The organism is Methylovirgula sp. (assembly GCF_037200945.1).
In the GTDB taxonomy this organism is placed as follows: Bacteria; Pseudomonadota; Alphaproteobacteria; order Rhizobiales; family Beijerinckiaceae; genus Methylovirgula.
Map to the genome: position 1 here is coordinate 384554 of NZ_JBBCGP010000001.1, position 18156 is coordinate 402709.

Sequence of the window (18156 nt, forward strand, 5' to 3'; positions counted from 1 at the left end):
AACCGTTGAGTCATGGCTGGATCCCCCTTCGGTGCCCGCCGCCTCTAGCTATGCCGTTCGTGAAAAATGGAATTGGGATGAAACGCCCTCAGGGCGTCCGGCAATCAATTGAAGAATTCGAAAGTGCGCGGTCTATTCGCAAAAGTCGACGCGATGCTCAGAAACTTAGCCGCTCTGAACGGTGGTCTTCATCCAGGTACAATGCGCAGTGACTCTCTGATCAAATCATTTCCGAGAGGTTAGGATACGCTCATCTCAGTTTTCGATGACCGCACAATTTCGTGAGAGCGACTCCAACATATCAAGACGAATTTCTCGTCATCACTTGTCCTGCAGCAAACACTTACGATTCACCGTAAACATTATAGGGGTAATTTTTTACGGCAACGTTTATGAAAATCCATTTTGTGCTTGTCACGCTCACGCTTTTCACTTGTGACGCTCGCGCTTGTAAGCGCGAGCTGGGGCAACGCGCATTCTTACAAAGGGTCAGTGCTGGTTTTATCAATCTCCGAAGCTAAATACTAACTCACTTCGACACGCGTCGGAGCGGGCTGCCTGCGCATTTTCCGCCGATCGAACGTGCCGCTTCTCGTTCGCACGATCCAACTGGGCTGCTCTTGCGCTGTATCAATGCGCTTGCCGCCCCGCTCCATAATCTGAGTTTTAAACTCTTATGGAGCGTTTCATCGACTTGATGGAGGCATTGCGCACTCGGCGCGCGATTCGCGAGTTCACGACCGAGCCCGTTGGCGACGATCTCATCGAAGAGTTGATCGCCGCTGCTATCCTTGCGCCAAGCTCCGTCAACCTGCAGCCTTGGCGCTTTGCTGTGGTGCGGGGAAGGGAGCAGCTGCAATCGCTAGGAGTGGAAGCCAAATCCTACGCGGCGGCGCATCTTCCCGCGGACTCCCCCCTGCACGCCCATGCCGTGGACCCGACCTTCGAGATATTCCACGGTGCCGCTGCGCTTATTGTCATCTGTGCAGTCAACGACGAGGCGCAGTCGGTTGAGGATTGCTGCCTGGCAGGCGAAAACCTCATGCTGGCGGCCCATGCCGGGGGCGTCGGCACTTGTTGGATCGGACTCTCGCGACTATGGCTGAATGATGCGAAGACCAAGGCCGAGCTCGGCATCCCCGTCGCTTGGCATCCTGTGGCGCCGATCATTCTCGGCCATCGCAGGACGCTTCCCCGCCGACGCCGCGCGAGAAGCCCGCTATCCTTTGGTGCCGGTGACACCCGTGCCAATCCGTCTGAGGGTCAACAGCGCGACACGTCTGGTTGAGGCGGCGCCGGACTTGTCTCTGCTCAGCCTGCTGCGCGACGGTCTAGGATTAACCGGCGCACATTACGGGTGCGGCCACGGCGCCTGTGGCGCTTGCTATGTGGTGATCGACCGGCGGCCCGTTCCCGCCTGCGTGACTTCTGTCGAACATGCGGTGGGCAAGGAGATCGTCACCATCGAAGGCCTTGCGCAGGGGGATGTGCTGCATCCCGTGTAGCAGGCCTTCCTTGAGGAAGATGCTATGCAGTGTGGCGCCTGCACCACCGGGATGGTCATTTCCGCTGTGGCGCTGCTGGAGCGCACGCCGCATCCCAATGAAGGTGAGATTCGCGCGGCCCTCGCGCCGCATCTATGCCGCTGCGGGGTCTATGGCCGTGTCATCCGCGCGGTGCTGAGGGCCTCGCGATGAGGGCACCGATTGCGCAGCCTGCAAGGCCCGCCCGTTTCGCCTCGGAGCGACTGGAGCAGCGGATCGCGATCGGGCGCGATGGGCGTGTGATCGGGCGCTCCGGCAAGGTCGAGTACGGTCAGGGTATCCGCACAGGCTTCGCCAGGATTGTGGCAGACGAATTATTCGTTCCCGTCGAGAAGGTCGATATTGTTCTCGGTGAGACGGACAGCGTGCCATGGGACATGGGCACCACCGGCAGCATGTCGACAGCGACGGATGGGCGGCAATTGCGCGCTGCCGCGATCCAGGCCCGTACCTTGTTGCTCGACCGCGCGACTGCGCGGCTCGATGCCCCATCCTCGGCGCTGACCCTGATGGAGGGGCGAGCGATCGCCCCCGACGGAGGTTCTCTGTCGTATGAGGACCTTGTCGGCGACGAGCCGCTGACCGGGGACATTCCCGAAGGGGCCGTGCCGGGCAACCTGCCGGTACGCATGGCGGAGGATCGGCCGCTGCGCCTTGAGGCCCGCACCATCCTGACGGGCGAGGCGAAATATCCCGCCGACATTCAGCTTCCGGCCATGCTGTTCGGCCATGTCCTGCATCCGCCGCGATCCGGCATGAAGCTGATTGCGCTGCAGGATGCCGCAGCCCGAGCGGTACCAGGCGTGGTGGCCGTTGTTCGCGAGGGCGATTTCATCGGCATTGTCGCCGAGCGGGAGAATGCGCTGTTCCATGCGCTCCACGCGCTTGTCGCCGAATGGGGCCCGAGCCCTGTCGTGCCGGACACGGCATACGAGGCGGTGATGCGGCAGGATGATGGCGTGGAGGCCGCGCTGTCGAATGCGTCGCTACGCCTGAAGGCCGCCTATCATGCGCCGCATATCGCGCATGCTTCGATCCTCCCGCGCGCGGCCGTCGCCGATGTGCGTGGGGATGGCGCGCATCTCTATGTGGCAACGCAACGCCCTTTCGGCCTGCGCGACGAGGTGGCCGCCCTGCTCGGGCTGCCCGTTGGACAGATCCATGTCCATCCTCAGATGATGAGTGGCCAGTATGGGCGCGGCAACGCCGACGATGTCGCGATCGAAGCGGTCCGGCTGTCGCGCGCGGCACGGCGCCCGGTGCGGGTGCAATGGAGCCGGGCGGAGGAGTTCCGCCTCAGCCCACACCGCCCCGTCTTCGACGCCGAGGTCGAGGCGGGGCTCGATGCCCATGGCGCGATTGTCGGTTGGCGCTACGGGGTGCGGACCAATTCCTACATCGTCGGATCGCAGGCCCTCGCGCCTGGTGTGCCGGAGCAAACCGCGGGCCGCGCCGCCGAACCACCCTATCGCCTTGGGCAGGCCGAGATCCGCCTGCGCGTGGAGCCCGGCGACGTGCCCACCATATCCTTCCGCTCGCTCGGCGCAGCGCCGAATGTCTTTGCGATCGAATCCTTCGTCGACGAGCTTGCCCATGCCGCGCAGCAGGATCCGATCGTCTTCCGCCTCGCCCTGGCGAATGATCCCCGCCTGCGACGCGTGCTCGAAGCCGTGCGCACAATGAGCAACTGGCACGCGCCGCGCGGGGAAGGACATGGTCTCGGTGTGGCCTGCGCAATCTACCACGGCACTTACATCGCCGAGGTGGCGGAGGTCAGCGTCGCGCCGGACGGTGCGGTGCGTCTCGAATGCGTCTGGTGCGCGGTCGATGCCGGGCGTCTGGTGCATCCGGACGGCGCCCGCAACCAGATTGAGGGCGGCGTGCAGCAGGCAGCGAGCTGGACGCTGCTCGAGGAACTCAAGGTTGAAGACGGCGTCGTGATCTCATCGTCGTGACGGGATTATCCGATCGCGACCTTCCTTGATGCGCCGCGCGTGATCGAGGTCCAATTCGTGGGCGATCCGGATGTGGCATCAACGGGCGTCGGGGAGCCAGGCTCGGTGCCGACGGCCGCCGCAATCGCTAATGCGGTTTTTGCCGCCTGTAGCCAGCGCATCCGGCGACTTCCGATCGCGGCCGCACTGCGCCCGTCAACGCATAGCGGCCATGATGCCGGACCAAAACCCGGGGTATAGCGGCGAAGGTGGCGTGGAATCTGCCAAGCCGCGCTTTTCACCGATATGCCCTACGCATTCGCCGGCTCATGGCATCTCGCCGAAGTGTCTGGCCGCAAGAAGTGGAGGGCTTACTCATGCGCTTAGAAGGCAAGATCGCGATCGTCACCGGAGCCGGCACGGGCATCGGGGAGGCTATCAGCCATAAATTTGCACAGGAAGGAGCAAGGCTCGTGCTGGCCGGTCTGCCAGACGACCCGGTGGAGGACGTTGCCGCCGCCATCCTGTCCGAGGGGGGCGCAGCCGTGGCATTTCTGGGCGACTTATCCGAGCCTGAGACGGCGCGTGCCTGTGTCGGCTTGGCGCTGCAGAGCTTCGGCCGGATCGACATCCTGATCAACAATGCGGGTGTCTTCATCGCCAATGCGGATACGGAAGCCTATCGCATCGAGGATTTCGAGCGGACCATCCAGAACAACGTGCGCACCGCATTCCTGATGACCAAATTCGCGCTGCCGTATCTGCAGGAGACGCTGGGCAACATCGTCTTCACCGGCTCGGAGGCTGGTTTCAACGGCTCGCCGCGATTCACACCCTACGGCGGCAGCAAGGGCTTTTTGCACGCCTTCGCCAAGGGGGTCGCGCTGGAGCAGGCGCCTTACGGCGTGCGCGCTAATTGTGTCTGGCCTGGCGCGATCGATACGGCCTGGACGCGCGGGGCCGACAGTCCGATCCCGCTCGCGGCCCAGGAATCGATCGGTGACACGGTGCCGCTCGGCCGCCGCGGCACCCCGGAGGAGATGGCGAATATTTTTGCCTTCCTGGCCTCCGACGATGCAAGCTACGCAACCGGCGCCCTGTGGCTGGCGGACGGCGGTGTAACACCGGCCAAGAGCGATATCGGTACAAGCGTGCCCGATTCGCTCCGCGCCGAACCCATCGGCAAGCTCAGGCTGCGCCACGGCCACGATGGGTTGCGCGGCAAATACGTCTATCGTGCCGCCCGTCTGGGCGAAGCAGAATAGATACAGGAGGGTCTGCCCGGTCGGCCTCCGTACCTGCGCGCGCAGCCAGTTAGATTGCACTGACGTCCGCGCGGGCAGCGTGAAATGTCTGGGGCTCTGTCCAGTCGAAAACAACGCTTCCGAAAGATGGATGACGTGACCGCTGCGAGCCGCTTTCGTGCTGTCTTGGCGGAAATGACCTAGCCGCTGACCTCGGCTATCGCTTCGACCTCCTGCCGTTCTTCCCGCGCGGCGTTCGCGCCAGCGATGCGGCCGAAGGCGAAGCACTCGCCGATGTTGCCGCCGCCCTGGTAGAGAAAGGCGTAGATCGACCCGAGTTCGCCCGCCGAGTAGAGGCGCGGAATCGGCCGGCCGTCGGCGCCGATCACCTGGGCATCCTCGTTGCGCCGCGGCCCGCCCTGCGTGTTGATGAAGGTGGGCGTCAATTCAATGGCGTAATAAGGTGAGGTTTTCAGCGCTGCGAGCGAAGCCGGGTTTCGGCCGAAGTCGGCATCCCTGCCGGCGGCAGCAAACCTGTTGAACCGCGCGACGGAGGCTTCCAGCGCGTCCGGCGGAACTTGGATCAGCCCGGCGAGATCGCGCACTGTCTCGGCCGTCCTGATCCAACCCTTCTCTACCTCGCGCAGGTTGTCGTCGCTCCAAGCGTAGCGGCCGTCGTGGCTGACGTCCCAATCCGCATGCGCCCGCCCGAGGGGCCCCGCCTTGCGCACGCTCTCATCGAAGATGAAGTAAACCGGGACCGGGGCGGGCTGCTGCATCCACGCGCCGTGGTATTTGATCTTGCCGTGGCGATCGGCGCCCATGGCCTGCTGGCCCTCTGCGGTAAAGCGCGCGCCGTCGCCCGCCACGAACATGTAGCTTGCGGCGTGGGGCGTATTGATCCAGCCGGAAACCGGAATCTCGGGCGCCTTGAAGAAAAACACCGGGCCGGAGATGTTGCTCATGTGCCAGAGGTCGGCGCCGACCTCCAAGCCCATGCGAACGCCGTCGCCCGTGTTGTAGGGCGTGCCCGACGGATAGATGCGCGGCAGGCCAGTCAGGTAAGTGTGGATCATCGCCGGATTGTTCTCAAAGCCGCCGCAGGCGAGGACGACCGCGCGATTCGCCTTGATGGCCATGGTTGTCCCGCGCCGGTCCGCGACGACGCCGACGATCTCGCCCTTGTCTTTCACCAACCGGACCGCCGCCGTTTCATAAAGCGTTCGAATATGGCGGGCCGCCATGGCCGGCTCGGTGACGCCTCGCCACAGGCGTTCGTCGCCGATTGATCCGTCGCCATGAACCAAGATCTGCACGCAATCGGAGCCGTCCAGTTCCGGAAACTCGGCGGGCACGGCGGCGAGCGCTACGGGCTTCATGCCCAAGCCTTCAAGCCAGGCACGGTTGGCGTGCATTTCCGTCGCCCAGACCTGGATCATCTTTTCAGAAATGTTGTCGCCGTAGGGTCCGATCAGGCCCTTCAAGTAGGCCTTGGCCTTCTCCACATTGTCGGGCCAGAAGACGATGTTGCCCGACACGCGGCTATTGCCGCCCTTATGCGCCTCGGGTGCCTTCTCCAGCATGAGCACCTTCGCCCCGGAGTCATGCGCGGTAATCGCGGCCGCAACTCCAGCGAAACCGTATCCGATTACGATGACATCGGCCTCGTCATCCCACGTTGCCGGCCTTTGATCCGCTGAGCTTCCGACGAACCGTTCGACACTAGGACTCATATGCGGCGCCCATTCGTTCGTCGTCATTTTCGCCTCTTCGCTTGGCTTTTCTCGAGCGCACGACGTCCACGACATCCACAATCCAGCGTCCACAATCCAGATTGTCGAAGAACCAATTCTTTTGGTACGGCTGCGCCGCAGAATGGTGTTTGATCCACGTCAAAGCAGATGCAAAGTCCGTTCAAGACTCCGTCACCAAATCGCGACGCTCTCAGTCGACGCGAAATCACCGACAAACTGAAAATGCGCGTCGTGGATCACGTGCAAAGCGCCATAAGAGCAAAATTGTGTGAGTTCATATTTATTTGGTAAAGCAGGTGACAAGGCCGATATATGAATTCCACTACAGCCTTGGCCGTGAAAGCCAACACACCCGGCTGACATCGATCTGTCGATGACTTCCGGTTCAAGGCTAGCAACACAATCGCAAAAGAACGAAGGGAGAAGGCCAATGCATTGACCAAAACCTGACCTCGGGAACATAAAAAGCCGGGTCAGTTCTCGGCAGAAATCAACACCAGGAGAATGAAATGCGGAAGTTGAAAGTTTTAGCTTTAATCGTTGCATGTGTGACTTTTGCTTCGCCCTTAGTACAGGCTGAGGCGGCGCCGAAAGTAGACTCGACCATTGAACGCCTCTGCTCGGAGCGTACCCCCTTATCGAATGAGGGTGCATTTGCCGATTGGTTGGCGAGACGCTTGGATCTTAATGACGCACAGAAGGCCACTTTCGAAGAGTTTCAGGCCGCGCGTGCGAAGGCGCTCGCCGATTCAAAGACCAAGCTCTGCGCGAGCAAGCCGGATCTGTCTACGTTTGAAGGGCGTCTCATTTTCGGGCAGGATTTTTATGCGGCTCGGCTTGATGCTTTGAAACTGGAGAATCCGAAGCTGATTGCTTTTTACAAAAGTCTCGACGCGCGGCAGCAGAAAAAATTCGAGAGGATTCGCGACCAGCTGCACCGTCGCTAGAGCGCGAACTCTAGCGCGAAGACTTTATTTGATTCCGTCAAAGTCGCTTCCTGACAAGACGTCCCCCGGAAAAAATCAAAGCTGCGAAGCTTGGCGTTCGTTGCCCGCACCCGGAGTTTTCTTCGGGGTCGGGCCCGCTTGGCAATCGTATCAGGCTATACGGTCAGGCACCTCGGCTTAAAGCATCGACCCGAACGGTTTATCCGTCCAGATCCGTGCTCAGGCCGGCGCCGCGCAACCGGATGACAAAAGGATTTGCTTTAGAAAATCCCACGCTGAAATCCGAAGAGCTGAATCAACAGCGGATAAGCACTGCGGCGCATCCGCTGGATTGATCTATATTAATGTCCTCAGCTTATCTGTCGTCCAAATTCCCCTAGTTTAACCGACGTCCGTGCGATCCGTTCAGGCGTAAGGATGAATATTCCGAAGGAGCGGTACTCATGGGGAAAGAAACGCAGCAGCCCGTCTGGTTCATTACCGGATGTTCGACCGGCTTTGGCCGCGAGCTTGCGAAAGCTGCTCTTGCACATGGATTTCATGTTGTCGCGACCGCGCGAGATCCGAAGGCCCTCGAATATATCGGCGAGCAAAACAAGGACCAGGCAATCGCCCTTGCGCTGGACGTGACCAAACCTGATCAGATCAAGCGGGCGGTCGATGAGGCCATCCGTCGATTCGGCCACATCGACGTCCTCGTTAACAACGCTGGCTATGGGTATTTGGCCGCCGTTGAGGAGGGCGATGACAAGGAAGTCCGCGAGCTTTTCGAGACAAATTTTTTCGGTCTTGCTGCCGTAACGCGCGCGGTCTTGCCTCAGATGCGGACACGGCGGCAGGGGACGATCGTCAATATTACTTCGGTCGCAGGCGTCATCGGTTTTGCCGGATCCGGCTATTATGCCGCGACGAAATTCGCGGTCGAAGGCCTATCCGAGTCCCTTGCCAAGGAGGTCGAGCCTTTAGGCCTGCATGTGATACTGGTCGAACCGGGACCGTTTCGTACGGATTGGGCTGGCCGCTCGCTGAAACAATCCCCGCATTTCATCAGCGATTACAAAGAAAGCGCCGACAAGCGCAGGCTTGCGACCGCAGAATATAGCGGCAAACAGCCAGGCGATCCCACCCGCGCCGCTGAAGTCATTATCGGCGCTGTCCAATCGGCGGCCCCGCCGCGGCATCTCGTCCTGGGTCGCGAAGGTTTCGAAAACGTCGAAAGTCAACTGCGGGCGATGCTTGACGAGGTCAATCTCTGGAAAGAGACCAGCCTTGCGGCCGATTATCCGGCTGTCTGACGGACAACTATTCCAATTCCGTCGATTTATGAGAATGCCCGCTATGACAGATGGCATGCGCAATCGTCTCGATCGAAATGAAACCAAGGTCTATTGATCGATGACAGCATAGCCTCCCTTGCTGCGTTTGCGGCTGGCCGGGAAGAAACATATCACCTTCAGCCTCCATAACGAGGCAGGGCATCGAATCTGTCCAGCGATGCCATCCATCGAGTATGGTTTCGTTTTGGCAATGAAATCGGCGATACTTGAAGCCCTGAACGACCAAACACTCTGCGATATGATCCGGCGCAGGCCCGTATTGTTCTGCATACCTTTAAATTGTCCCTCGTCACGAAATCTCAGCTCGCGATCCCGTCGATCGTGCTTCTCGGCGCCCCCGAGATCGGAGAAGCTTCTTTGCCTAATCTTTGGCGGAAGCTATTGGCACGCGTCTAGAACGGGTCGCCATGGACATGTTGAGCGATTACGGCGCGCCGATCGGGCTGTCCCTCTCCTGGAAGGCTGCGCGGCCGGGACGCATTGCACCGGGATTCCCTGAATCAAAGACGGCGAGTCCGATCTTCTTTCTCGACGAGGTCGGGAAGGTTAGTCCAACCCATCCCGGCGAAAGACCTCTCGTTTGTCTCCATTCAGTGCTTGAGCCTGAAAACGCGTGCCGGTTCCCAGATGAATATCTGCGATGCGCGCCGATCACGCGATCTGGATTCTGACCGCGAACAGCGCCGATGGCTTGCCGGCCTCATCCCCGATCGCTTGGCGATCTTCGGTCCCTGAACCAGACCGCGATGCGCTCAAGACCATCATTCAACGCATCTATAAAGCGACCAACCCGCGGTTCAACTGCGCTTTCAAGCTCGATCCCAAAGAGCCGATTCTCGATCAGCTTCGCGCTTATGCGCGAGGCAAGGTGGAATGAGCAAGGCGCGCAGCCCCGAAGGCATGCAAGCCTACACGGTCGGCGCGATGAAAGGCGAGTTTCTATACATCGCCTGCTGGCATTGCCCGCGTCGCGGGCGGTATCGCGTCGCCAACATGATCGCGAAATACGGGGCTGAAATGGACGGCACCAGCTTTCTCAATGCGATTAGCGCCGATTGCGAGCACCATCCACCCTTATCGACGATCCGCGTTTGCGGCGCGCACTTCACGAAAGCGCTCTGGCACGGTGAAGGGCCGAAGCCGAGGTGAAGCTCACGGGGGCTTGCTGCGCTGCAATGACAAACGTCACGATCTAACGCCTCTGGAACCACGACGAAAATTAGCAAAAGCTATTGTGCGTTTGGCGGTTCGACTTATCTTTACTTGCAAAACCCGAAACGGCTTCCGCTCGTCGTGTTCGCGAGGTTGGGAGTTTTAAAAGGAACCTAGAGGCTACGTTATGGCTATCTATCGAATCCTCAGAAATTCGACCTTTGGCCCGCAAGAAATTTCTAAAATGACAGCGGCTTATGAGGTCGCCCTTATAGAACTTGGTATAGATCGCAATGACCCTCGCACCGAGATCATCGCGTCGGCAATTGTTCACCGAGCGAGCGCGGGCAAATCAGACGTTCGGGGCTTAGCGGATTTCGCGATCAGGCAAATAAACGCGAAGGCGACTGCCGATGATGCGCGATCAATGTCCGTCACGGCCGATTTCTCGCAAGCCTATACAAGCGGCAATCCCGAATAGGCAAGTGTGGCGGCCGGTTGTGCCGAGTGGGGGAAGGTAACTTTGTACGGGCTTGTCAACGCATGACTTTATTCCAGTCAATGTCGTAGCCAGCTTCTTGCAATTCACGACCAAGCGCTCGCTTCCAGCCGCCATTCGCATCATACACCTCGTAGACGACTCCGCCGAAATCGGACGGGAATTCAACCTCGTCACGCTTCAAGGCGATGACGTGTTTTCGGCCTAAGCGGCCAATGAAATATCCCAGTTCCAAAATGACGTTTTGTCGAGCGCGCGGAGATGGTGTGCCTCCTTTGGTCGCTCCCTCGTCGTCCGGCGTCAGGAGGACTACTGCAAATCCTACATCGCCGTACGCTTGGACCTTTTCAATCACAGTGCGGCCCTGATTAACTTGCTCATGTAGGATGATTGGCTGAAATCCAATGTTCTCCAAAAACCGCGCGACCGATTCCCGGATGCCTTCATCGTGACCGTGAACAAGAAACACCCGGCGACCAAGTTCGCTCATCCCGACGATTAAAGAAGTGTTATTTTCCTCGTCGTGTGAAAGCTCTTCCTCAAGGCCGCTCACCGCTTGCTTCAATAGAGCGATTGAGCGGTCTCTCAGTGGCGCAAATTCGCTCTGAAGCTCGTTCGGTGGAGGAGTCATATTTCTGGCGGCGTACTGCAGAGCGACGCCCCATTCCTGATGAAGGACGGCTGCCTGCGCGTACCGGCCTTGTTCGATAGTCATCGGGCCGAATACTCGATCTAAGGTCTCTTCGATCGACTTTTCAAAGGCCAAGATTCGAGAATCGCCACCTTTAGTAATGGAATTCACGTCAAAGTTCTGCAGCTCTTCGATTCTCCTATTGAGGCGTGTAATTCCAGTGCGCATCTGATCAGAGTTTAAATTTGCAGCTGCTCGCCGCGGGTTTGAACTTGGTGACCGAGCCATTGAAATACTTTCCTATTAATTCAGACCGACTTCACTCCCATTCCGCCACGCCGCCGTGGTGCGAACACGTGCCGGTGTGGTGGCGCGAGAAGCTGTGCGAGCCGTCATTGCAGATAGCGGTTTCGCCGGCCTGATGCGTGGTTGCGCAAACAGGCCGGTGTACCGTATCGCCATCGACGTCAGTATAAGAGCCGGGGGTGTCGTGGCAGGTCGCGGCGGATGCGATAGCGGGCGACACTAGAGCGCCGGCAATTAGGGCGGTCCTTAAGAGGCTCATGGCGTTCCTTCCCGGCAGCGCTCTAACGGCGTTGACAGGGTATTACGGCACAGCCTAGCAGGCTGCTGAAAAACCCTCTTCCTTTGCGGGGCTGATCGTGATTCCATTTCGTTGGGAGACAGCAGCATGCGCGGCAGTGACGAAGGTTCGGGACAGCTTTTCAGTTATGTTGATCTGGAGGCGCGGGTGCGCCGTGATCATCCGTTGCGAGTGATCCGCGCGATCGCCAACGAGGCGCTCGGAGCCCTGGCGGCGGATTTCGCGGCGCTCTATTCGAAGGTCGGCCGTCCGTCGATCCCGCCGGAACGGCTGCTGCGGGCGATGCTGTTGCAGGCTTTCTATTCAGTTCGCTCGGAACGCCAGTTGATGGAGCGGCTCGATACTGACTTGCTGTTTCGTTGGTTTGTCGGGCTCGCCATCGACGATCCGGTGTGGGATGCGACGGTGTTTTCCAAGAACCGCGATCGTCTGCTCGATGGGGCGATCGCCGCGAAGTTCCTCGCCGCCGTGCTGGCCCAGCCGCGCGTCAAAAGGCTGATCTCGTCGGATCATTTCTCCGTCGATGGCACGCTGATCGAGGCTTGGGCCTCGATGAAAAGCTTCAAGCCGAAGGACGGTTCAGGGGATCAGCCGCCGTCAGGTCCTGGCCGCAACGCCGAGGCGGATTTCAAGGGTGAGAAGCGCTCGAACGAGACACATGCCTCGACCACTGACCCCGAGGCCCGACTTTATCGCAAGGGGCCGGGCATGGAAGCAAAACTCGCTTTCCTCGGCCACGCCTTGATGGAGAACCGTTGCGGCCTCATCGTCGATGCCTGTCTCACGCCCGCCAACGGCCATGGCGAACGCATCGCGGCGCTGGCCATGATCGAGCCGCGCGCCGATCGGCCAAAAGCCATCACGCTCGGCGCCGACAAGGGTTATGACGCGGCCGATTTCGTCAATGAACTGCGAACCATGAATGTGCGTCCGCACATCGCGCAAAATATCAGCGGCCGGCGTTCAACCATCGACCGGCGAACAACGCGCCATCAGGCCTATTCGGCGAGCCAGCGCATTCGTAAACGGATCGAGGAGGCCTTTGGTTGGATGAAGACCATCGCCGGGCAGCGCAAGACGAAGTTTCGCGGCGTCGATCGCGTGGGCTGGGCCTTCGCCTTCGCCTTCGCCGCCGCAGCCTACAACCTCGTCAGACTACCGAAATTGATTGAGGAGATGACACCATGATGCCACCTAAGGCGTCGCTCATCACAGCCACATCCGCCGACCGTCATCATCGACAAAGCCATTCTCGGAAAGTCAGCAGCAACTCTCTCCGCGCCTGAAGCACCGCAATTTTTCAGCAGCCTGCTAGGCTTGAGAGGCAAGCTAGCAAGTAATGAGACGACGATGGAAAAGGAAGTTGCACAAGCCCTGTTGTCTCTCGCTGTGTCGCTCGACGGTCCGGTCGGACAGATGTACGCTGAGACACGCAGGTTTTCGGATCCTGCAATAAAAGCGAAATTTGACAAAGCTATCGGCGACTTGATGGGGCACGTCGCAAAAGAGCTAATCTTTCCTATAGTTGATCGGTATCCTGATCTGAATCCCGACAAATAATTTGATGGCCTTATAGTGAAGTTGCCCCGGCGCGAGCGATACGACTGACGGCTACTGGCGGTTGTTGTGATTATCGCTGCGGCGTTTGCGGCGGGGCTGCTGGTGCGGGTGAGTTATTGAGTTTTAGGCGGAAGGCTGTGAAGGTCGCCGTTAATTCCGTCGGTGGACAGAAATGGAATTCAGCGCCGCGTTTCACCTGCTCGAAAATTTTACGGTGGGCATTGCTCGTCCTTCCCCGGAAAGCATCAGCGACACCGACATTGAAGCGGCGGCCGCCTATCTTGGGACCGACGTTTCATCGTTGGCTGGCATCGAACGCATAGAGAGGATCGAAGTCGAGCTGCAAGAGCAGAATCGATTTCTCACGGCTCACTTGAGAGACGATGATATCGAGCAATCTAACTTTTACCGGCGATCCCTTTTCGTCCGAGAAATCGTGGCGAACAATCGCACTCCTAAGACGAAGCGATGAACTGGCCATACCAACTGCCGCCACCGAAAGAGACGATCGGAATCGCTCTGGCGTTGGTCGCGCTAGTGATTTTAGTCGCGTTTTTCGAAACCAGATATCGCAATGCGCGCACTACTTCATTTGGTTTTGGCGCGGGCTGGAATTGCGTTGACGTGCCTCAAGGCGAGCCTGTCTGTTTAAAGGATCAGCGCGCGAAGTAAGTATTAAGCGAATGTTGCGCGTGCTCGGTGTGCGCTCGTCCTGTTTCGGGAATTGCGGACTGTAGGCAGCACGGAACCGGCACGAATCAGCGATTGTGGGTTTGTTCTTTTGCCGTGACGTCGACGCCGGAAGCGCGGCAGTTCAAAAGTGTCTAGGCAAGCCGTATCATGGCCGCGCCGGCCGCGATCACTCCGGACGCTGCGGCTCGGATTGGGCGAGCATTTTCCTTCAACACTAAGATCGAAATGGCCGCCCCGAAGAGGATTGCCGTTTCCCGAAGCGCGGCGACCGTGGGAATCGATGCAACTGTCATGGCCCATAGGACGAGGGAGTATGAAAGTATCGAAGCCGCGCCACCCAAAAATGCGCGCCACAGGCTGGAAGATTGCAAGCGGTTCATGGATTCCCGTCGCACCGTGATGAGCCAAAGCCCTAAAGGGGCACCACTTAACAGGAATATCCAGAATGCGTAGGCGAACGGGGAGCCGGAATTGCGTGCTCCAAGACCGTCGACGAGGGTGTAGGAAGCGATCACAACCGCATTTCCTACGGCATATGCCGTTCCGCGAAAGTGCTCACGTTTAGTACCAAACGCCATCCCTGCAACACCAAAACAAATAAGAGCGATTCCCACCATAGCTGGGTGCGAGAGACGTCCCCCAAGGAATGTCGTGCTGACGACCGCCACGATAATAGGAGCCGCACCGCGCATGAGGGGATAAGCCTGTCCCATATCGGCTGTGCGGTAGGCACGCGCGACCAGCAAAAAATACGCAATATGAATGATCGCAGACGTAGCCAAAAACGGCCAACTAGCAATTGCTGGACGATGCAGAAAGGGTAACGCCAAAAGGGCAATGAACGCGGCGGCTGAACTCACTAGAATAGCGGTGGCGTCTGTGTCCTTGCCAACCTTAACTACGGCATTCCAGGAAGCGTGCAAGGCGGCGGCTAACAGAACGACAACAAAAACCGAGGTCGACATGACCTTCCTTTTCAAAGTGCGTTTGTTCTCGCTTTTCTATCGCAGCGCCGAGTAGGTCAATCCACTTTCCCAACTTCGCCCGGCCGCTCTTCACTCAACGGCGGCTTCGAGAACTCGCCGGCCTCACTTCGCCTTCAGCGCCACACCGGGACCGATTGCTACATCACTTGGCTCTAGGAACTGCACCCCGGCCTTTTCGAGCGTCGTTTTGATCAATCATAGCGGTCGATAGGCGAGGGTCGGTGACGCCTCTCTCAATGTTTTTTATGCTCTGCCGAGCCAGCCCGCTCGCCGCGGGCAATTCGTCCTGAGACAAATTCAGCAAGGCACGCGCAGCGCGTATTTGGGCGGGGGTAAGCATGTGCTCAGAGGCCACGGAGCCGACCCTGTTGTCAACAATAATGATCTAATAGATCATAAATGTGGTTGACGAGCTTAGCTTTTTTAAGCTAAAACTGATCCGTTAGATCACACTAATGACTTACGGGGATACCCCAATGCCGAACAACACAGTTCCGGCAGCCGCTACCGGCTTGCCTTTTGCCCACCTAGGTGAACCAGCCTTCGAATTAACCGACGCTGGCCGCGCCTACCTGCTTTTAGAAGATATCGCCGACGCAGCCATCGTACTGCCGTGCGAGATAGCTGCTGAACTCGCGACGCTCACAGCAGGAGGGCAGGCGAATGTGTGAAGCGTGCGCAAACAACCATGAAGCCAGCGAGCTACTGCAAATGCTGATCAGCAAGATCCACGCAAGCAATAAAGACGGCGGTGCGCGGCTTCGGATTGATCTCGCCGAAAGCGAAATGGATCGGCTTTGCGCGTGGGACGCGGCCGACGAGGACGTCGAGGACGACGATCCACCTGAGGATGACGGCTCCCCCGAAGAAAGCGAGCACCTCGAATCAGATTGCCGGGTCAGATTCGGCGAAGGCGAGACGACCGACGTCGCGGGCCTTCTTTGGCGGCGGGGCGAGCGCGTTATCGTCGAAATCGGCGAGACTGAAATCGTCGGAACGGTGCGCGCTCACAAACTCGGCGCAGATTGGCCGCGATACACTATCGAACTCAGCGAACCGCCCGGCGCGACGCTTGAGGTAGATTCTTGCTGCGTCTACCCGGCCAAAGACGCCGCGTAGCACCGACGCCAACACGGTGCCCCGCAGCCAGGTCGGAGTCACGAATAGGCGGCCGGGCACCACACGGCCGCCGCCAACCTTCATGCCCGAAAGGCCACGCCGATCGGACAGATCGTCGCAAAATCGCGCAAGGATTTGCTTTTAGTTTCGAAATTCACATAATGGGTTGTCGGCGGGCTACGCGCCCGTTTCGCCCGCAACTATGGTTGCCAGATGCCGCCGACATTACCCGCGAACGATAATCGAACAGGCGCCCTGCCCGCTTCATTAGCGCCGCGTGGTCTATCTCGCGTGGTTGCCGCCAAATACATCGGCGTGTCGCCTTCGCTGTTCGACCAGCTTGTTTCGGATGGCAGAATGCCGAAGCCGAAGGCCATCAACTCTCGGCGCGTCTGGGACCGATTGCAGGTCGACGAATACTTCTCGGCTCTTTCCTACGAATCCAATGCCGACGCGAATCCATGGGACGCCGCCGCGTAATGGCGCGTACTAACCCACCACATCTAAGCCGCGACGTCGACCGCCATGGGAACGTGCGCTGGTATGTCAGACCGCGCGGACGCGCCAAGGTTCGTTTGCGCGAGGAATACGGTACGCCCGCCTTTTGGGCTTCGTACCAAGACGCACTCTCAGGCAAGGCGGTCGCTGCGCCTAAGAAAATGGTCGAGGGCATCGTGCCTGGAAGCTTCCGCGCGCTTTGCGTAAAGTATTATGCGAGCCCCGAATTTCGCGGCCTTGATTGGAGTACCAAATCTTGGCGACGGCGCGCGCTTGAGTTGATTTGCCAGACTAAGGCCATCCTGCCCCTCGACCAGATGGAATCGCGCCATGTGCGCCGTCTTCGGGATGAGCTTGCGGACAAGGTCGGTGATCTGGCCCCCGTTTGGCCGGACACTCAAGCGGTTGCGATTTGAGCAGATCTGAACTCGCGCGGCGAGCGCATTTTCAGACCTGAATGTGGATGATGGTCGTTGTAATCCTCGAACCAGGCGGACATCGCCTTTAGGGCGGTCTCCGCATTCGGGACTGGTGTGACGCGAACATAGTCGCGTTTCAGCGTGTTGACGAAGGCCTCCGAGATGCCGTTGCTCTGAGGGCTCTTCACCGGCGTGAAGCAGGGTTTTAGGCCGAGCTGAGCGGCGAAGATCCTGGTTTCCCGAGCAATATAGGGCGAGCCGTTGTCGCTCAGGATTTCGACCGCCGCGGAAGCCCGATAGCTGCTGAAGCGTCGTTCGACCGCCTCCAGCATCATGTCGCGCACGTCGGACCCGCTGATTCCGGCGTTCACCACCGCCCCGCCAGGCGATGATCTCGCGGTCGTGCGCGTCGATGATGAAGGCGCCGCGGACGATAGCGCCATCCCAACAGGTGAACTCGAAGCCGTCAGAGCACCAACGCAGGTTCGATCGCATCACGATGACCTTGCCGTCATGGACGAGGTCGGGGCGCTCTGTGTAACGGCGCGCTAGCAGCATCTGATGCATCTGCATGATGCGGTAGACCCGTTTATGGTTCGCGGGCGATAGGCCTTCGGCGCGCAATTCGCGGTTCAGGACCGCAGTGACCCGCCTGTAGCCATAAGTCGGCGGGCGGTGACCAGTCGCTCGATCCGCGGCAGCAGCTCGACGTCACCGGGCTTATGATAGCGACGGCGCGGACGGGTCTCGCCCTTCAGCCGGTCGTAGAGGTTCGAGCGAGCAACACCGAGCGTGTCAGCGACCGCCTTCATCGCAAACCGTCCTTCTGCGACGAGCCCGACAGCAAGATCTGTTTTTTTGAGCGCGATTTATCCAGCGCTTCCTTCAGGATTTCGACTTCAAGCGTCTTCTTGCCGAGCTGGCGTTCCAGTTCGCGGATCCGCTCTTCCATCTGCCGGACTGTCTTGTTGCCGGTCACTTCGCCGTCATCAGCCACCGCCACGCTCCCGCCCTCAAGCATCAGCCGGCGCCAACGATACAACAGGTTCGGCGCCACACCATGCCGCCGAGCGACAACCGAGATGCTGGCGCGGTCGTCGAGCGTCTCCTCGACAATCCGGAGTTTATCCGCCGCTGACCAATGCCGGCGACGCCCACCGTCGGTGATGATTTCAATATCAGACATAAGCCCATGCTTGAGGATATCCCCAAGTCCCCAGTTAGGCTTGAGTGTC

18 protein-coding genes and 2 pseudogenes are annotated in these 18156 nt (G+C 59.2%); 15 read left to right on the top strand and 5 right to left on the bottom strand.

Annotated features, from left to right (window positions below):
- The first annotated feature begins 676 nt into the window (after positions 1 to 676).
- The 5 genes and pseudogenes from WDN02_RS01780 to WDN02_RS01800 all read left to right on the top strand — a co-directional run bounded on the left by WDN02_RS01780 (position 677) and on the right by WDN02_RS01800 (position 4743).
- Positions 677 to 1288: a nitroreductase family protein gene (locus tag WDN02_RS01780; RefSeq protein WP_337291876.1), complete on the top strand. Its 612-nt coding sequence runs from the start codon at positions 677 to 679 to the stop codon at positions 1286 to 1288.
- A 13-nt stretch (positions 1289 to 1301) separates the two neighbouring features.
- Positions 1302 to 1505, top strand: coding sequence for a 2Fe-2S iron-sulfur cluster-binding protein (locus WDN02_RS01785; RefSeq protein ID WP_337291877.1), 204 nt, complete (start codon positions 1302 to 1304; stop codon positions 1503 to 1505).
- Between the two features lie 12 nt (positions 1506 to 1517).
- A pseudogene (locus WDN02_RS01790) lies at positions 1518 to 1697 on the top strand (2Fe-2S iron-sulfur cluster-binding protein); the annotation flags it as partial.
- Positions 1694 to 3499, top strand: coding sequence for a molybdopterin cofactor-binding domain-containing protein (locus WDN02_RS01795; protein ID WP_337291878.1), 1806 nt, complete (start codon positions 1694 to 1696; stop codon positions 3497 to 3499). The pseudogene WDN02_RS01790 and the gene WDN02_RS01795, both read left to right, overlap by 4 nt.
- A 248-nt stretch (positions 3500 to 3747) precedes the next feature.
- A complete protein-coding gene (locus WDN02_RS01800; protein WP_337291879.1) occupies positions 3748 to 4743 on the top strand; it encodes an SDR family oxidoreductase in 996 nt (331 codons plus the stop codon).
- Between the two features lie 179 nt (positions 4744 to 4922).
- Here WDN02_RS01800 and WDN02_RS01805 read toward each other — a convergent pair whose 3' ends face one another.
- Positions 4923 to 6482, bottom strand: a complete 1560-nt coding sequence (locus WDN02_RS01805; RefSeq protein WP_337291880.1) for an FAD-dependent oxidoreductase — start codon at positions 6480 to 6482, stop codon at positions 4923 to 4925.
- Positions 6483 to 6985: 503 nt separating this feature from the next.
- Between WDN02_RS01805 and WDN02_RS01810 the strand changes: the two genes are divergently transcribed.
- From WDN02_RS01810 to WDN02_RS01825, 4 genes are all read left to right on the top strand, one after another.
- Positions 6986 to 7423, top strand: a complete 438-nt coding sequence (locus tag WDN02_RS01810; RefSeq protein WP_337291881.1) for a Spy/CpxP family protein refolding chaperone — start codon at positions 6986 to 6988, stop codon at positions 7421 to 7423.
- Positions 7424 to 7866: 443 nt separating this feature from the next.
- Complete coding sequence (locus WDN02_RS01815) at positions 7867 to 8718, top strand: oxidoreductase (protein ID WP_337291882.1); 852 nt, start codon at positions 7867 to 7869, stop codon at positions 8716 to 8718.
- 682 nt (positions 8719 to 9400) lie between these two features.
- Positions 9401 to 9637: a hypothetical protein gene (locus tag WDN02_RS01820; protein ID WP_337291883.1), complete on the top strand. Its 237-nt coding sequence runs from the start codon at positions 9401 to 9403 to the stop codon at positions 9635 to 9637.
- Entirely contained in the window at positions 9634 to 9909 is a 276-nt protein-coding gene (locus WDN02_RS01825; protein WP_337291884.1) for a hypothetical protein, read from the top strand. The genes WDN02_RS01820 and WDN02_RS01825 overlap by 4 nt, the downstream gene beginning before the upstream one ends.
- Before the next feature lie 539 nt (positions 9910 to 10448).
- On the opposite strand, the gene WDN02_RS01830 is transcribed toward WDN02_RS01825, so the two are convergent.
- Positions 10449 to 11330 (bottom strand): nucleotide-binding protein, encoded by an 882-nt coding sequence (locus WDN02_RS01830; protein WP_337291885.1) that lies wholly within the window; start codon positions 11328 to 11330, stop codon positions 10449 to 10451.
- 31 nt (positions 11331 to 11361) lie between these two features.
- Positions 11362 to 11607 carry a DUF3761 domain-containing protein gene (locus WDN02_RS01835; RefSeq protein ID WP_337291886.1) on the bottom strand — a complete coding sequence of 82 codons (246 nt, stop codon included), beginning with the start codon at positions 11605 to 11607 and terminating at the stop codon, positions 11362 to 11364.
- A gap of 126 nt (positions 11608 to 11733) precedes the next feature.
- On the opposite strand from WDN02_RS01835, the gene WDN02_RS01840 reads away from it, so the two are divergent.
- The 3 genes from WDN02_RS01840 (at position 11734) to WDN02_RS01850 (ending at position 13678) form a co-directional block, all read left to right on the top strand.
- Positions 11734 to 12834 carry an IS5 family transposase gene (locus WDN02_RS01840; RefSeq protein WP_337291887.1) on the top strand — a complete coding sequence of 367 codons (1101 nt, stop codon included), beginning with the start codon at positions 11734 to 11736 and terminating at the stop codon, positions 12832 to 12834.
- A gap of 162 nt (positions 12835 to 12996) precedes the next feature.
- Entirely contained in the window at positions 12997 to 13206 is a 210-nt protein-coding gene (locus WDN02_RS01845) for a hypothetical protein (RefSeq protein WP_337291888.1), read from the top strand.
- Between the two features lie 172 nt (positions 13207 to 13378).
- The gene (locus WDN02_RS01850) at positions 13379 to 13678 is read left to right on the top strand and encodes a hypothetical protein (RefSeq protein ID WP_337291889.1); all 300 of its coding nucleotides are present in this window, start codon (positions 13379 to 13381) and stop codon (positions 13676 to 13678) included.
- 352 nt (positions 13679 to 14030) lie between these two features.
- Here WDN02_RS01850 and WDN02_RS01855 read toward each other — a convergent pair whose 3' ends face one another.
- On the bottom strand, positions 14031 to 14864 hold the full coding sequence (locus WDN02_RS01855; protein ID WP_337291890.1) for an SMR family transporter: 834 nt from the start codon (positions 14862 to 14864) through the stop codon (positions 14031 to 14033).
- Positions 14865 to 15361: 497 nt separating this feature from the next.
- Here WDN02_RS01855 and WDN02_RS01860 point away from each other — a divergent pair, with 497 nt between their 5' ends.
- From WDN02_RS01860 to WDN02_RS01870, 3 genes are all read left to right on the top strand, one after another.
- Positions 15362 to 15556, top strand: coding sequence for a hypothetical protein (locus WDN02_RS01860; RefSeq protein ID WP_337291891.1), 195 nt, complete (start codon positions 15362 to 15364; stop codon positions 15554 to 15556).
- A gap of 40 nt (positions 15557 to 15596) precedes the next feature.
- Positions 15597 to 16004 (top strand): hypothetical protein, encoded by a 408-nt coding sequence (locus tag WDN02_RS01865; protein WP_337291892.1) that lies wholly within the window; start codon positions 15597 to 15599, stop codon positions 16002 to 16004.
- A gap of 213 nt (positions 16005 to 16217) precedes the next feature.
- A complete protein-coding gene (locus WDN02_RS01870; protein WP_337291893.1) occupies positions 16218 to 16484 on the top strand; it encodes a hypothetical protein in 267 nt (88 codons plus the stop codon).
- Positions 16485 to 16899: 415 nt separating this feature from the next.
- On the opposite strand, the pseudogene WDN02_RS01875 reads toward WDN02_RS01870, so the two are convergent.
- A pseudogene (locus WDN02_RS01875) lies at positions 16900 to 18125 on the bottom strand (IS3 family transposase).
- Positions 18126 to 18156 lie beyond the last annotated feature (31 nt).

What these genes read in the sequence shown, in the direction of transcription:
- WDN02_RS01855 (WP_337291890.1), bottom strand. Translation starts at nt 14,864, where the DNA reads ATGTCGACCTCGGTTTTTGTTGTCGTTCTGTTAGCCGCCGCCTTGCAC.
- WDN02_RS01830 (WP_337291885.1), bottom strand. Translation starts at nt 11,330, where the DNA reads ATGGCTCGGTCACCAAGTTCAAACCCGCGGCGAGCAGCTGCAAATTTA.
- WDN02_RS01845 (WP_337291888.1), top strand. Translation starts at nt 12,997, where the DNA reads ATGGAAAAGGAAGTTGCACAAGCCCTGTTGTCTCTCGCTGTGTCGCTC.
- WDN02_RS01780 (WP_337291876.1), top strand. Translation starts at nt 677, where the DNA reads ATGGAGCGTTTCATCGACTTGATGGAGGCATTGCGCACTCGGCGCGCG.
- WDN02_RS01850 (WP_337291889.1), top strand. Translation starts at nt 13,379, where the DNA reads ATGGAATTCAGCGCCGCGTTTCACCTGCTCGAAAATTTTACGGTGGGC.
- WDN02_RS01865 (WP_337291892.1), top strand. Translation starts at nt 15,597, where the DNA reads ATGCTGATCAGCAAGATCCACGCAAGCAATAAAGACGGCGGTGCGCGG.
- WDN02_RS01870 (WP_337291893.1), top strand. Translation starts at nt 16,218, where the DNA reads ATGCCGCCGACATTACCCGCGAACGATAATCGAACAGGCGCCCTGCCC.
- WDN02_RS01825 (WP_337291884.1), top strand. Translation starts at nt 9,634, where the DNA reads ATGAGCAAGGCGCGCAGCCCCGAAGGCATGCAAGCCTACACGGTCGGC.
- WDN02_RS01840 (WP_337291887.1), top strand. Translation starts at nt 11,734, where the DNA reads ATGCGCGGCAGTGACGAAGGTTCGGGACAGCTTTTCAGTTATGTTGAT.
- WDN02_RS01820 (WP_337291883.1), top strand. Translation starts at nt 9,401, where the DNA reads ATGCGCGCCGATCACGCGATCTGGATTCTGACCGCGAACAGCGCCGAT.
- WDN02_RS01835 (WP_337291886.1), bottom strand. Translation starts at nt 11,607, where the DNA reads ATGAGCCTCTTAAGGACCGCCCTAATTGCCGGCGCTCTAGTGTCGCCC.
- WDN02_RS01805 (WP_337291880.1), bottom strand. Translation starts at nt 6,482, where the DNA reads ATGACGACGAACGAATGGGCGCCGCATATGAGTCCTAGTGTCGAACGG.
- WDN02_RS01860 (WP_337291891.1), top strand. Translation starts at nt 15,362, where the DNA reads ATGCCGAACAACACAGTTCCGGCAGCCGCTACCGGCTTGCCTTTTGCC.
- WDN02_RS01810 (WP_337291881.1), top strand. Translation starts at nt 6,986, where the DNA reads ATGCGGAAGTTGAAAGTTTTAGCTTTAATCGTTGCATGTGTGACTTTT.
- WDN02_RS01815 (WP_337291882.1), top strand. Translation starts at nt 7,867, where the DNA reads ATGGGGAAAGAAACGCAGCAGCCCGTCTGGTTCATTACCGGATGTTCG.
- WDN02_RS01795 (WP_337291878.1), top strand. Translation starts at nt 1,694, where the DNA reads ATGAGGGCACCGATTGCGCAGCCTGCAAGGCCCGCCCGTTTCGCCTCG.